The 13522-nt window shown below is 69.2% G+C and carries 10 protein-coding genes; 6 read left to right on the forward strand and 4 right to left on the reverse strand.

The features are described from left to right. Nucleotides 1-34: 34 nt before the first annotated feature. The 3 genes from FHR94_RS01170 to FHR94_RS01180 are packed head-to-tail and all read right to left on the reverse strand — an operon-like array spanning nucleotide 35 to nucleotide 3599. A complete protein-coding gene (locus tag FHR94_RS01170) occupies nucleotides 35-631 on the reverse strand; it encodes a PqiC family protein (RefSeq protein WP_183323690.1) in 597 nt (198 codons plus the stop codon). After that, the gene (gene pqiB / locus FHR94_RS01175; protein WP_183323692.1) at nucleotides 628-2310 is read right to left on the reverse strand and encodes an intermembrane transport protein PqiB; all 1683 of its coding nucleotides are present in this window, start codon (nucleotides 2308-2310) and stop codon (nucleotides 628-630) included. The genes FHR94_RS01170 and pqiB overlap by 4 nt, the downstream gene beginning before the upstream one ends. Then, nucleotides 2307-3599 carry a PqiA/YebS family transporter subunit gene (locus FHR94_RS01180; protein ID WP_343064619.1) on the reverse strand — a complete coding sequence of 431 codons (1293 nt, stop codon included), beginning with the start codon at nucleotides 3597-3599 and terminating at the stop codon, nucleotides 2307-2309. Before FHR94_RS01180 ends, pqiB begins: the two co-directional genes overlap by 4 nt. A 165-nt stretch (nucleotides 3600-3764) precedes the next feature. On the opposite strand from FHR94_RS01180, the gene FHR94_RS01185 reads away from it, so the two are divergent. The 6 genes from FHR94_RS01185 to FHR94_RS01210 all read left to right on the forward strand — a co-directional run bounded on the left by FHR94_RS01185 (nucleotide 3765) and on the right by FHR94_RS01210 (nucleotide 11852). Then, nucleotides 3765-4748 carry a calcium/sodium antiporter gene (locus FHR94_RS01185; RefSeq protein WP_183323696.1) on the forward strand — a complete coding sequence of 328 codons (984 nt, stop codon included), beginning with the start codon at nucleotides 3765-3767 and terminating at the stop codon, nucleotides 4746-4748. A gap of 269 nt (nucleotides 4749-5017) precedes the next feature. Further along, complete coding sequence (locus tag FHR94_RS01190; protein ID WP_183323698.1) at nucleotides 5018-6427, forward strand: cytochrome ubiquinol oxidase subunit I; 1410 nt, start codon at nucleotides 5018-5020, stop codon at nucleotides 6425-6427. A gap of 3 nt (nucleotides 6428-6430) precedes the next feature. Next, complete coding sequence (cydB, locus tag FHR94_RS01195; RefSeq protein ID WP_183323700.1) at nucleotides 6431-7432, forward strand: cytochrome d ubiquinol oxidase subunit II; 1002 nt, start codon at nucleotides 6431-6433, stop codon at nucleotides 7430-7432. Between the two features lie 4 nt (nucleotides 7433-7436). Next, complete coding sequence (cydD, locus tag FHR94_RS01200; RefSeq protein ID WP_183323702.1) at nucleotides 7437-9101, forward strand: thiol reductant ABC exporter subunit CydD; 1665 nt, start codon at nucleotides 7437-7439, stop codon at nucleotides 9099-9101. After that, complete coding sequence (cydC, locus tag FHR94_RS01205; RefSeq protein ID WP_246389773.1) at nucleotides 9094-10830, forward strand: thiol reductant ABC exporter subunit CydC; 1737 nt, start codon at nucleotides 9094-9096, stop codon at nucleotides 10828-10830. The genes cydD and cydC overlap by 8 nt, the downstream gene beginning before the upstream one ends. 26 nt (nucleotides 10831-10856) lie before the next feature. Continuing rightward, nucleotides 10857-11852 (forward strand): adenosine deaminase, encoded by a 996-nt coding sequence (locus FHR94_RS01210; protein WP_183323706.1) that lies wholly within the window; start codon nucleotides 10857-10859, stop codon nucleotides 11850-11852. A gap of 305 nt (nucleotides 11853-12157) precedes the next feature. Here the strand turns inward: FHR94_RS01210 and guaD are convergent, their stop codons facing one another. Then, complete coding sequence (gene guaD / locus FHR94_RS01215; protein ID WP_183323708.1) at nucleotides 12158-13498, reverse strand: guanine deaminase; 1341 nt, start codon at nucleotides 13496-13498, stop codon at nucleotides 12158-12160. Between the last annotated feature and the right edge of the window lie 24 nt (nucleotides 13499-13522).

The following is a 13522-nucleotide window of genomic DNA, read 5'->3' on the forward strand; positions in this document are numbered from 1 at the left end:
CGCCGCGTGTGGGCATTGTGCCATAGCGCGGGGCTTAGCGCAGCTTCTCGATGGCATCAGCAATCTCGTCCGCGACCTTGTCCCAGCTCTCTCCCAGGGCACGGACCAGGGCCGGATAGCCGTCGGCGTCGAGTTCGGTAGTGACCGTGAAGGGTGAGAGCGCCACCAGGCGACCGTCGGCATTGCGCAGCTGCCACTGGCCGCCGGCCACGGCCTGGCCGTCGAAGCGGCCATGGAAGCGGTCGACTTCCAGATGCAGGGTCAGCGATGGTGATGCTCCGGTGCCGGCGGGCTCTGCTCGGTCCATCACCCGCGTGTCGGGCAGTCTCACGGCGAGGCGGCGGCGCATTCCGCGGGCGAGCTGCTGCCCCAGGGGGGAGGCCCACTGATGGCGCTGGGCCTCGTTGAGGGTGATGTCGTCGAGTTGCAGGATGATGCCCTCGACGTCCAGAAAGCGCGCCAGCTCGGGGGCACTGACCACCAGTCGATACGTGGCCGCGGCACCGGCCACCGGCGCTGTGGCGTTGGTCGTGTCCGGCAGGGCGTAGCGGCTGGTGGGGGCCGTCTCGGTGACGCAGCCGGCAAGCCATGTCGAGAGCAGGAGTGCCAGCACGGGAGCGCGCAACGTCATGGACGGATTCCTCCTTGAGGGGCGTCAGGGGCCCGCGGCACCGGGTCGCCTCCGTCGAGGCTGTCGAACAGCAGGGCCCGGGGATTGTCGCCCAGCGTTCGGGCCAGCGGCTGCAGGTCGCGCAGCAGGCGCTCGAGCTGTGACAGGGTAGCGGAGAGGTCACGGTAGGCGCTTGACTGGGGGGAGAGGCCCTCCAGGGTGTCGCGTAGCGACGCCAGGGTGGCATTGAGATTCCGGGGCAGTTCGCGGGTGCTCGGGTCGTCGAGCAGGGCGCGGACGCTGTCGGTAAGCTCCCGCACCTCGACGAGCATGGCTTCCGAGGCCGCGAGGTTGCGATTCAGGCCGGCCAACAGGGGCTCCACCTGCAGTCCGTTGAGCTTGGCGAGCAGGTCGGTGACCTGGCTCTCGATCTGGGCGAAACCGCCCGAGGCATAGGGAAAGACCGAACGCTCGACGAAGGTCTCCGCCTCATGCTCTCCGGCCAGGTCGCGATGGAAGTTGAGATCGACGAACATCATGCCGGTGATCAGGTTGCCGGTCTTCAGGGAGGCGCGCAGGCCCCTGTCGAAGAGGCGAGCGAAACGCTCCCGCCATTCGTCGATATCCAGGTCCTGGTTGTCGATGCCCAGGCGTTGGGGTTCGATACGCAGCAGCACCGGAATGGCGAAGTTCGAACGCGAGTCCGACTGGGGAGCGGTGAAGTTCCAGGGTACCGCGGCCACGGTGCCGATGCGTACACCGCGGAATTCCACCGGGGCGCCGCGGTTGAGGTCGCGCACGGAGTCCTCCACCAGCAGCACGTATTCCAGATAACGGTTGAACGTCCCCTGGCGAGCACTATCCTCATCCGGATAGAGCTCGAAGGTGGCATCCGCCTCGACGGGTTGGCCGCGCATCAGATCCTCGGGCACACCGAAGGTGACCCCGCCACCGAGCAGCACCTCCACGGATTCCAGGTTGGCGCGGAAGCCTTGCGAATCCACCCGCAGATCGAAGCCACTGGCGGTCCAGAAGCGGGTGTTTTCGGTCACCAGGCTATGGTAGGGACTCTCGATGAAGATGCGGTGGTGCATGCGACGCGTCTCAACATCGAAGTTGGCTTCCTCGACGCGACCCACAATGAAGCCCTGGAAGGTCACCGGGTCGCCCACGTTCAGCGAGTTGCCGAGCTGGCTGATCAGGTTGATGCGCAGCCCCTCGCTGCCGGCGGGCGCCACTGGGGGGTGCTCGCTGACCGCGAATTCCCGGGCCTCGACCTCGCTCTCGCCGGGTGACAGCTGGATGAAGGCGCCCGAGAGGACGGTCCCCAGCCCGCTGATCCCCTCGCGCCCGATGCGTGGCTTGACTACCCAGAAGAGACTGTCCTCGACCAGCATGTCCTCGGTATCGGGACGCATGCGTGCGGTGATCACCGCCCGGGAGAGGTCATCGGAGAGGGTCACCTGCTCGACTCGACCGACCTCGACGCTGCGGGTCTTGATCAAGGTGCTGCCGGCCTCGATGCCTTCGGCATTGGTCATGGTCAGGGTGATCTGGGGGCCACGGCTGCGGTAGGTGTCATAAACCAGCCAGGCGCCGATCAGCAGCGCCACGAGCGGGACGATCCAGATCGGTGACAGGCGGGCCTGGGACGTGGCCCTGGCCCTCTGCGGGGAGGGCGTCGGCGGGGCGTCGGTCATGAGGCATTCCCTTGGGCAGAGCGAGGCGGAAGCGGTGCATCCCAGAGCAATCGCGGGTCGAAGGACATGGCGGCCAGCATGGTGAGCACCACCACGCTGCCGAAGGCCAGTGCTGCCGGCCCCGGGAGAATCGACAGTAGGGCGCCGGCGCGAATCAGGGCGACCAGGATGGCCACCACGAAGACATCTACCATCGACCAGCGTCCGATGAAATCGGTCAGGCGGTAGAGCCGGGTACGGGTCGCGGCGTTGAGCTCGCTGCTGCGTCGTGCCACCAGGCAGAGCCAGGCCAGGGCGATCAGCTTGCCCACCGGCACGATCACGCTGGCCACGAAGATCACCAGGGCCACCGGCCAGGAGCCCATCTGGATCAGCTCCACGATGCCGCCGAGGATGGTGGAGGGCTGGCGATCGCCCAGGCTGGTGGTGGTCATGATCGGGTACAGGTTGGCGGGCACGTACATTACCGCGCTAGCGGCGAGGAGTGCCCAGGTGCGTTGCTGGCTGTGCGGCAGCCGCGCATGAAGGCGCTCGTGGCAGCGTCGACAGCTACCGTGCCCGGTGTCGTCGAATCGGTTGACCAGGCCGCAGGTCGGGCAGCCTGTCAGCCCCTGGGGGGCCGCAGGCTCGCCGGTACGGACCCCCTCCGGGGCCAAGGGTTCGCCGGCCAAGGAGAACCACATCCAGTCGGCATCCAGGGACTGGGTCGTCAAGAGCAGCAGCAGGGCGAAGGCGCAGAAGGCCCAGAAGGCAATGCCCAGCTCGACCTGGGCCATGCCGGCGATCTTGATCAGGCTGACCAGGGCGCCCACGATGAACACGTCGGCCATCATCCAGGGGTGCAGGTGGGTCAGTGAGCGGGCGATCCCGCGACTTCCCGGCAGCGGTGCCTCCCGCAGCAGGCCCAGCTGCAACCAGATCACCCCGGCCAGGTAAACCGCCGGCAGGACCACGATGGTGAGGATGACCGCAGTGGCCACCACGGGCTGGTGGAAGCCGATCAGGGTGGTGGCGGTCTGGGTGAGCTCGATGCGGTTGCCGATACCGCTGACGCTGAAGCTGATAAAGGGGAAGGTCACGGCCAGCCCCAGGGCGATCAGTGCCGACAGGGCCAGCGCCATGCTGCGCTGAGCCGGGCTGTGATGGCGGGTAACCAGGGTATGGCCGCAGCGAGGGCAGTCTGCCTTCTCGCCGCCACTCAGGGGCGGCAGAGCCACCAGCCAGTCGCATTCGTGGCAGGCTCGCAGCCGCCGGCGCGAGGTGCGGGCCTCGGGGGGCGAGCGATCCACCCGGGGCGCCCCAGGGGGTAAGAGATGTGCGGGTAGGGCAGGCCTGGGCACCGCGATGCCATCCTCCTGTAACGTCGTTGAGCGCGCCGAGGCGAGTGTGACACGTTGACGTCGGGGTCACCATAGTCAACCATGCGCATCCTGCACAGACCTCGAGGAGATGACATGGTCCTTCCCGTACTGGCGGTGGTGGCAGGGTTAATCCTGCTGGTATGGAGCGCCGAGCGCTTCGTCGACGGAGCGGCGGCGACCTCCGCCCGCCTCGGACTCTCGCCGCTGTTGATCGGCATGCTGGTGATCGGTTTCGGCACCTCGGCGCCGGAGCTGGTGGTCTCGGCCATCGCCGCGAGTCAGGGCAACCCGGGCCTGGCGCTGGGCAACGCCTACGGCTCGAACATCGCCAATATCGGCCTGATCCTCGGGCTGGTGGCGCTGGTCTCGCCGCTGGCGGTGCACTCCGGCGTGATCCGTCGCGAGCTGCCGGTGCTCGGCGGGGTGACGCTGCTGTCGGCGCTGCTGCTGCTCGGCGACGGGATCGTCCGCCTCGAGGGCATCCTGCTGTTGGTCGTGCTGGCGGGCTTCATGGTGGTGAGTGTCATCCAGGGGCTGCGCACCGGGGAGGATCCGCTGTCGTCGGACACCGAGACCGACCTGGCGGCGCATCCCATGTCGTTGCGTGTCGCCCTGGGCTGGACGGCGCTCGGCCTGGTGCTGCTGGTGGCCAGTTCGCGGCTGCTGGTGTGGGGGGCGGTGGCCATCGCCCAGAGCTTCGGTGTCAGCGACCTGATCATCGGCCTGACGGTGGTGGCGGTGGGTACCTCGCTCCCCGAGCTGGCGTCGTCGATCAGCGCCCTGCGCCGGGGCGAGCATGACCTGGTGCTGGGTAACGTGGTGGGCTCCAACCTCTTCAACACCCTGGGCGTGGTGGGGCTCGCGGCGGTGATCGCGCCCATCGACGCCGGCCGCGAGGTGCTGCTGCGCGACTGGAGCCTGATGACCGCCATGACCGCGCTGATGGTGGTCTTCGCCATGGGCTGGCGAGGCCGGGAAGGGCGCATCAACCGCCTCGAGGGGGGTACCCTGCTGGCCATGTACATCGGCTACATCGGCTTCATGATCAGCCTGGTGGTGGGCTCGGCCACGGCCTGAGGAAGGCCGCTGCGACAACGCGACACAGGGACGTCGGCCGGCCGGACGTCCACGATGGCACGTCCAAGGGGTATGATGGGAGTTTAAAAGTTATTAGCTTATTCAGTCTGGTTATTTTTCGAAGACCATCCTTCGGAGTACCGCCAGCGTCTAGGCTGTTCCTTGACTAGGGAAGAATGCGGCAGGGCGCGGGAGCGCCCCACGCACAAGAGCACGGCCAGTGCCCGGCGCATCCTTGTCCCATTGCCCGCAGGACCGAGGAGTGTCTCATGGAGCTTGATCCCCTGCTGTTGTCGCGACTGCAATTCGCCTTCGTGGTGTCCTTCCATGCCATCTTCCCGGTGTTCACCATCGGGTTGGCGTCCTACATCGCCGTGCTCAACGGCCTCTTCTATCGCACCGAGAACCCTGCCTGGGAACGCCTGGCGATCTTCTGGACCCGCGTCTTCGCCGTGGTGTTCGGCATGGGCGTGGTTTCGGGCATCGTCATGTCCTTCCAGTTCGGCACCAACTGGAGCAACTTCTCGCTGGCGGCCGCGAACTACCTGGGGCCGATGCTCAGCTATGAGGTGGTCACGGCCTTCTTCCTGGAGGCGGCCTTCCTCGGCGTGCTGCTGTTCGGCCGCGGCAAGGTGCCCCAGGGCGTGCATCTCTTCGCCTCGATCATGGTGGCCATCGGCACCTTCATCTCGTCGTTCTGGATCCTGGCCGCCAACAGCTGGATGCATACGCCGGCAGGGATGGAGTTGATCGACGGGCGCTTCCACGTGACCTCCTGGTCGGCGGCGATCTTCAACCCTTCCTTCCCCTATCGTTTCACTCATATGGTGCTGGCCTCGTTTCTCACCGGGGGCTTCGTGGTGGCCGGCGTGAGCGCCTGGTACCTGCTGCTCGGTCGCGACGTCGAGGCCAATCGCAAGGCCTTCTCCATGTGTCTGTGGCTGCTGCTGGTGCTGGCGCCGACCCAGGCGGTGGTGGGGGATTTCCATGGCCTCAACACCCTGGAGCATCAGCCGACCAAGGTCGCGGCCATGGAGGGCAACTGGGAGACGCAGGCGGGCGCGCCCCTGCTGCTCTTCGCCTGGCCCGATCAGGCCGCCCAGGAGAACCATCTCGAGATCGGCATCCCCAAGTTGGCCAGCCTGATCCTGACCCACCATCTGGACGGCGAGGTGCCCGGCGTCAGCGCGGTGCCCCTGGAGGAACAGCCCCCGGTATGGATCGTGTTCTGGTCGTTCCGGCTCATGGTGGCCATAGGCTTCTTGATGATCGGCGTGGCCGTCGCCGGCCTCTGGTTGCGGGTCAAGGGCCGGCTCTATGACCATCGTGGCTACCTGCAGCTGATGCGGGTGATGACGGTGACCCCCTTCCTGGCGGTGCTCGCCGGCTGGTTCGTCACCGAGACCGGCCGGGCCCCCTGGCTGGTCTATGGGCTGATGACCCATGCCGAGGGCCTCACCCCATCGCTAACCGGCGGCATGGCGCTGTTCACCCTGGTCGGCTATGGCCTGGTGTACGCCGTGGTGTTCTGGGCCGGCATCCTCTACCTAACTCGGGTGGTGCGCCAGGGCATGCTGCCCGAGTCTCCCCACGAGGACGAGGTCGAGCGGCCCAAGCGGCCCTTCTCCGCCGCCCACGTGTCTTTCGATGATGCCACCAGCCAACCGGGGAGGAGCTGACCCATGGAAATGTTCGATCTGTCGTTGATCTGGGCCATCATCATCGGCTTCGGCGTGATCATGTACGTGCTGATGGATGGCTTCGACTTGGGGGTGGGGATCCTGTTCCCCTTCGCCCCGGACGAGGGCAGCCGGGACGTGATGATGAACTCGGTGGCGCCGGTCTGGGACGGTAACGAGACCTGGCTGGTGCTGGGCGGGGCCGGCCTGCTGGCGGCCTTCCCGCTGGTCTATTCGGTGTTTTTGCCGGCGCTCTACATCGGCGTCTTCCTGATGCTGGCCGGGCTGATCTTCCGCGGCATCGCCTTCGAATTCCGCTTCAAGTCCCACCGCAACCGCCGCTGGTGGAACCGCGCCTTCTGCTGGGGCTCGGCGGTGGCCGCCTTCGCCCAGGGCGCGGTCGTGGGCACCTATATCCAGGGCTTCGCCGTGGAGGACTTCGTCTATGTCGGCGGTCCCCTGGACTGGCTGTCACCCTTCACGGTGCTGACCGGCCTGGGCCTGATGGCCGGCTATGCGCTGCTGGGCGCCACCTGGCTGATCATGAAGAGCGAGGGGCATACCCAGGAATGGGCCTACCGCCTGGCGCCGCGGCTGCTGCTCGCGGTGCTGGCGGTGTTCGGCCTGATCAGCCTGTGGACGCCCTTCATCGATGCGACGGTACGCGACCGCTGGTTCGGTCACCTGCACCTGCTGTGGGTCTTCCCGGTGCTGGCACTGGCCAGCGCGGCTTGGCTGTGGCGGTCGGTCCAGGAACGCCGCGAGGGCCAGCCCTTCGTCGCCACCCTGGGGCTCTTCGTCTTCACCTACCTGGGCCTGGTGGCCAGCAAGTGGCCGGTGATCGTGCCGCCGGACTACACCCTCTGGGACGCCGCCTCGGCGCCGGAGTCCCAACTCTTCCTGCTGCTCGGCATGCTGTTCGTGATCCCCATCGTGCTGGCCTATACCGCCTGGACCTACTGGATCTTCCGCGGCAAGGTCCGCGAGGGCGAGGGGTATCACTGAGGCCGTGGCCGGGGCATTGACCGCGCGGGCCTGGCTGGCTCGCCTGACCCGGCGGGAACGTGGTCGGCTCGGCCTGGCCGTGGTGTGCGGCCTTGCGGCGGGGGCGCTGACCCTGGCCCAGCTGTCCCTGCTGGCCTGGCTGGTGGCGGCATTGCTGGTCGAGGGTCGTCCGCTCGCCGATTTGGCCCCCGCATTCGCGGGGCTCGCGGCCCTGATCATGGTCCGCGCCCTGGCGCAGTGGGGCCAGGAAACGGCGGGGCTTGCCGCCAGCCTGCGCCTGCGCCGCCGGGCCCGGGCCGAGCTGCTCGACCACCTGGCCCGGCTGGGGCCGGTGGGGCTCACCGGCCATCACAGTGCCAGCCTGGCCAACCGGCTGGTCGACCAGGTCGAGGCCTTGGACGGCTACGTGGCGCGCTTCCTGCCGCAGCGCAACCTGGCCCTGGCCCTGCCGCTGCTGGTGGTGGTCGTGGTGGCCTGGCTCGACTGGCTAGCCGCGCTCTTCCTGCTGCTGTCGGCGCCCTTGATCCCGCTGTTCATGGCCCTGGTGGGGATGGGCGCGCAGCGCCTCAACCAGCAGCAGTTCGATGCCGTGGCCCGGCTCTCGCGACACTTCATCGACCGCGTTCGGGGCATCGCCACCCTGCAGCTGTTCGGTCGCACCGCGGATGCCACCCGGGAGGTGCAGGCCGTCGCCGACGACTACCGACGGCGCAGCCTGCGTACCCTGCGTCTGGCCTTTTTGTCCTCGGCGGTACTCGAGTTCTTCGCCGCCGTGGCCATCGCCGTGGTGGCCATCTACGTGGGCTTCGGCCTGCTTGGCTATATCACCTTCGGGCCGGCCGACGAGCTGACGCTGTTCTCCGGGCTTTTGGTGCTGCTGTTCGCGCCGGAGTTCTTCCAGCCGTTGCGCAGCCTCGCCCAGCACTACCACGACCGGGCCGCGGCCCTGGGCGCGGCCGAGGGCATGGTGGCGCTGCTCGACGAGACCCCGCGACGGCCCGTCGGCGCCGTCGCGGCGCCTGATGCGGCCGGCGTGTTGGCCGAGCTCGAAGCGGTGACGGTCGTCCATCCGGAGCGCGGCCGGGTGCTGGGGCCGCTGGACCTGGTGCTCGCCCGGGGAGAGATTCTGGCGCTGAGCGGTCCCTCCGGGGCCGGTAAGTCGACCCTGCTGCAGCTGCTGGCGGGCTTCGTCGCCCCCGAATCCGGCAAGCGGCGCCTGGCCCGAGACGCTTCCTTCGCCTGGATGGATCAGCGTCCCCTGCTGATCCATGGCAGCCTGGCCGATAACCTGCGCCTGGCCGCCCCCGAGGCCGACGCGGCGGCCCTGCACCGAGCGCTTTCCGCCGTGGGCCTGGGCGAGCTGATCGCGACGCTGCCGGCGGGGCTCGAGACGCGGCTCGGCGAGCGCGGGGCGGGACTCTCCGGGGGCCAGGCCCAGCGCCTGGCCCTGGCCCGGATCTTCCTGTCGAGGGCAGAACTGGTGCTGCTCGACGAGCCCACCGCCAGCATGGATGCCGCCAGCGAGGCGGCGGTGCTCGAGGCCCTGGGGGCGCTGGCCGCCGAGGGCCGCACCCTGGTGATCGCCAGCCACCAGTCCGCCCCCCTGGCGATCGCCGACCGCCATCTCAGGCTCCGCGATGGTCTCCTGGCGGAGGTGGATCATGGCTGAACGCGTGGGGCCCCTCGCCACCCTGGCCCCCTGGCTGTCGCTGATGGGACGGCGCCGGGGACGGTTGCTGGGCGGCGCCGCCCTGATGGCCCTGGCGATCGCGGCGGCGCTCGGCCTGCTGGCGCTATCCGGCTGGTTTATCACCGCGACGGGGCTCGCCGGCATCGCCCTGGCCGCCGGTGGCGCGCTGACCCTGGACGTCTATGTGCCGGGCGGCGGCATCCGGGCCTTCGCGCTGACCCGCACGGTGGCGCGCTACCTGGAGCGTCTCTACAACCATGACACCGTGTTGCGCCTGCTCGCCGACCTGCGCGGCCGGATGTTCGCGATTCTGGCCGGCCTCGATGCGGCGACGCTCGCCCATCGTCGGGCCAGCGACTGGCTCAATCGCCTGACCACCGACATCGACACCCTAGACAGCCTCTTCCTGCGCCTGCTGGCCCCGGCCGGGGTGGCGCTGGTGGCGATCCTCGGTCTGGGGACCTTCCTTGCGCTGTGGTTCCCGGCCGTCGGGCTCGCCGTAGTCGGCCTGCTGGGTGGGGCTTGGCTATGGCTGACCCTGGGCCAGGCGCGTCTCGGCCTGGCGGCCAGTCGCCGGCGGGTGGCCGAGCTGGAGCGGTTGCGCGGGGTCGCCGTCGAAGGGCTCCAGGGGCTCGCCGAGCTCGAGGCCTACGGCACTCTGGCCACCCAGCGTCGCCGGCTTACGGCCATCGAGGCGCGGTTGCAGGCCGATCAGCGCCGGCTAGGGCTGGCCGCCGCCCTGGGGTCGGCTCTGGCCGGCTTGGCGGTAGGCCTGGCCTGGCTGGCTACCTTCTGGCTCGGCGCCTTGGCCTGGCAGGCCGGGGCGCTGTCCGGACCGGTCATGGTGATGATGCCCCTGGCGGTGCTGGCGCTGAACGAGGCCGTCGCGGCCCTGCCGTTGGCCTTCACCCAGGCCGGCGCCACCCTGGCCGCGGCGCAGCGGCTCAACGCCCTGCGCGACGCCCGCCGCGCGGCGTCGTCCGCGGCGCCGGCGCGGCTACCCGAGGGGCCGCTCGCTGTCGATCTGGCGGGGATCTCGCTGCGCTATCCAGGGGCGCTCGCGCCGGTGTTCGAGGACTTCAGCCTGCACCTGGCCGCGGGGGAGCGCCTGGGTCTGCACGGCGCCTCGGGGGCCGGCAAATCCAGCCTGGCGGCGCTGCTGACCGGCCAACTCGTGCCGGATGCCGGCGCGGTGCGTCTCGCTGACACGTCGCTGGCCCGCCTCACCCCGGACAGCCTGACGGCGCGGGTGGCCTGTCTGACCCAGCTGACCGAGCTGTTCGACGACAGCCTGGCGGCCAACCTGCGCCTCGCCGATCCGGACGCCGACGAGGCGCGACTCTGGTCGGTGCTGGCGACGGTGGAACTGGCCGACTGGGCCGAGGGCCTGTCCCGCGAACTCGAGACTCGGGTGGGCGAGGGCGGCCGGCGACTCTCCGGCGGTCAGGCCCGGCGCCTGGCCTTGGCGCGGCTGCTGCTGCGCGACCCCGGTCTGGTGATCCTCGACGAGCCCTTCGCCGGGCTTGACCCAGCGCTCGCCGAGCGCATCGCCGGGCGGCTCGACCGCTGGCTCGCGGGACGCAGTGTGCTCTACCTGGTTCACGGGCGCGAAGGCGAGACCTCGCCCCCCGGGGTGAGCCGTTGGCAAGCGTTGGCAACTCCGTCCCGAAGGGAGCTTGGCGTACCCGCTCGGAATCTTTCAGGATAGGGCAAAGCATCGACGCGAGGTGAGCCATGCGGGATTTCCTCAAGGCCCTGCCCAAGGCCGAACTGCACCTGCATATCGAGGGCACCCTGGAACCCGAGCTGATGATGACGCTCGCCGATCGCAACGGGGTGAACCTGCCCTATGGTTCGGTGGAGGCGATCCGCGCCGCCTATGACTTCCATGACCTGCAGTCCTTCCTCGATCTCTACTATCAGGGCATGAGCGTGCTGCGCAGCGCCCGGGACTTCGAGGACCTGGCCATGGACTACTTCCGGCGTGCCACGGCCGAGGGCGTGGTGCACGTGGAGATGCATGTCGATCCCCAGGCCCACTTGGCCCGCGGCGTGTCGCTGGCCACCGTGATGGAGGGGCTGGGCCGGGCGAGGCGGCGCGCCGAGCGCGAGCTTGACCTGACCTCGGCGATGATTCTGGCCTTCCTGCGCGACCGACCCGCCGAGGAGGCGCTGGACCTGCTCGAGCGGGCCGCCCCCTACTGGGAGAGCCTGGATGCCGTGGGGCTCGACAGCGCCGAGCTCGGCCATCCGCCGGCCAAGTTCGCCGAGGTCTTCCAGCGCGCCAAGGCGCTGGGGCTGGCCCGGGTCGCCCATGCCGGCGAGGAGGGGCCGCCGGACTACATCCTCGAGGCCCTGGATGTGCTGGACGTCTGTCGCATCGACCATGGCGTGCGCTGCCTGGAGGACCCGACCCTGGTCGAGCGGCTGTGCGAGGAGGCCATGGTGCTGACCGTCTGCCCGCTCTCTAACGTGCGCCTCAAGGTCGTCGAGCGTCTCGAGGACCACCCACTGCCGGCGATGCGTGACGCCGGTCTCACCATCACCCTGAACTCCGACGATCCTGCCTACTTCGGCGGCGGCCTGCTGGATAACTACCTGGCCTGTCGGTGGGCCTTCGGCTGGAGCCGGGAGGTCTTTCTCGACCTGGCCGGCAACGCCATCGACGCCGCCTTCATGAGCGAGGCGCGCCGGGCCGAGCTGCGCGAACGCCTGGACGCCAGTCGTTGATCTCGCCTTGGTGATCAGGAATACATCGTTCACCGCCCATCACCGGGAAGCGGCCCGCGTAGCGGGGTAACTGGTAGGGTGGATAAGCGTTAGCGCATCCACCAGTGCTGGCCCCGAGGCATCGCGGGTGCGCTCGCAGGCTCGCTTACCCGCCCTACGCAGTTTATCCGGCCTATATCGCCCCCGGCTTGTTTCACGCGGATGTTTTCGATGAACCATGAAAAAGGGGCGGCCCGTCCGAGACGGCGCCGCCCAAGGGGTACCACACCCAATGCCTTCGGTCGTCGGGGCGCTTGCCCCGTGATCTATACGGAATCCGCCGCGTCCTGTCGCCGATGGACCTGGCGCCCGTCCGCCCAGGTGGCGTACACGGCCCGGTCGTCGCCCAGCATCATCAGCGCGAAGAGTCGCTCGGCCAGCGTCCGGCAGCGTGCGGTGCGCCTGGCCAGCAGCGGCGTGGCCTCGGGGTCGAGGACCACGATGTCGGCCTCAACGCCCTCGCGCAGTCGGCCGATCCGATCATCCAGGTGCAGGGCCCGGGCGTTGCCCAGGGTCAGGCGGTAGAAGCCCTGCCAGGCGGTGAGCGGCTGGCCGAGCAGCTGGCCGACCTGGTAGGCGGCCTTGAGGGTAGCCAGGCCCGAGAGGTCGGTGCCCCCACCCACGTCGCTGGCCAGGCTGGTGGCGAGTCCCGCCTCGCGGCAGGCCTGGCGGTCGAACAGGCCGCTGCCCAGGAAGAGGTTGGAGGTGGGGCAGAAGGCGATGTTCGCCCCGGCCTCGGCCAGGCGGCGGCGCATGCCCTGGTCCAGATGAATGCCGTGGGCGAAGGTGCTGCGCGGGCCCACCAGGCCGTAGCGCTCGTAGACGCCCAGGTAGTCCTCGCATTCCGGGAAGAGCTCGGCCACCCAGGCGATCTCGCCCGCGTTCTCGGAGAGGTGCGTCTGCAGATGCAGGTCCGGGGCATTGCGCAGCACCGCGCCGGTGGCCTCGAGCTGCTCGCGGGTCGAGGTCGGGGCGAAGCGCGGCGTCAGGCTGTAGCCCAGCCGGCCCTTGCCGTGCCAGTCGCCGATCAGCCGCTCGCTGTCACGCAGCCCGCCCAGGGTATCGTCGACCAGGGCCTCCGGGGCGTGGCGGTCCATCAGCACCTTGCCGGCCAGCATGCGCAGGCCCCGGCGCTTGGCGGCGGTGAAGAAGGCGTCCACCGAGCCCGGGTGGGAGGTGCAGAACACCTGGGCGGTGGTGGTGCCCACCCGCAGCGACTCGTCGAGGAAGGCCTCGGCCACCGCTTCGGCATGCGCCCGCTCGGCGAAGCGGCACTCTTCCGGGAAGGTGTAGTCGCCCAGCCAGTCGAGCAGCTGGCGGCCGTAGGAGGCCATGATGTCGAGCTGGACGTAGTGCACGTGGCTGTCGATGAAGCCCGGCATCATCAACTTGCCCGAGTAGTCCACCACCTCGATGCCCGACGGCAGGTGGGGGGCCAGCTCGGCGTAGTCGGCGACGGCGCGGAGTTGGCCGTCGACCAGCCAGAGGGCGCCGTCCTCCAGGTAGCGGACGCTGTCCGGCGCCGGGGCGTCGTCGTCGCCGGGGTCGGCGTCGAAGCTCAGCAGGGGACCGCGCAGGACGCGCATCTGGGTGCGGGGGTCGGTCATGGGGCTCTCCTAGGGGCGCCGGCA

Origin of the sequence: Halomonas cerina (genome assembly GCF_014192215.1) — a bacterium.
Classification (GTDB): domain Bacteria; phylum Pseudomonadota; class Gammaproteobacteria; order Pseudomonadales; family Halomonadaceae; genus Halomonas; species Halomonas cerina.

Coding starts and splice junctions, on each gene's coding strand:
- FHR94_RS01170 (WP_183323690.1), bottom strand. CDS start 631: ATGACGTTGCGCGCTCCCGTGCTGGCACTCCTGCTCTCGACATGGCTT.
- pqiB (WP_183323692.1), bottom strand. CDS start 2,310: ATGACCGACGCCCCGCCGACGCCCTCCCCGCAGAGGGCCAGGGCCACG.
- cydB (WP_183323700.1), top strand. CDS start 6,431: ATGGAAATGTTCGATCTGTCGTTGATCTGGGCCATCATCATCGGCTTC.
- FHR94_RS01185 (WP_183323696.1), top strand. CDS start 3,765: ATGGTCCTTCCCGTACTGGCGGTGGTGGCAGGGTTAATCCTGCTGGTA.
- cydC (WP_246389773.1), top strand. CDS start 9,094: ATGGCTGAACGCGTGGGGCCCCTCGCCACCCTGGCCCCCTGGCTGTCG.
- guaD (WP_183323708.1), bottom strand. CDS start 13,498: ATGACCGACCCCCGCACCCAGATGCGCGTCCTGCGCGGTCCCCTGCTG.
- FHR94_RS01210 (WP_183323706.1), top strand. CDS start 10,857: ATGCGGGATTTCCTCAAGGCCCTGCCCAAGGCCGAACTGCACCTGCAT.
- FHR94_RS01190 (WP_183323698.1), top strand. CDS start 5,018: ATGGAGCTTGATCCCCTGCTGTTGTCGCGACTGCAATTCGCCTTCGTG.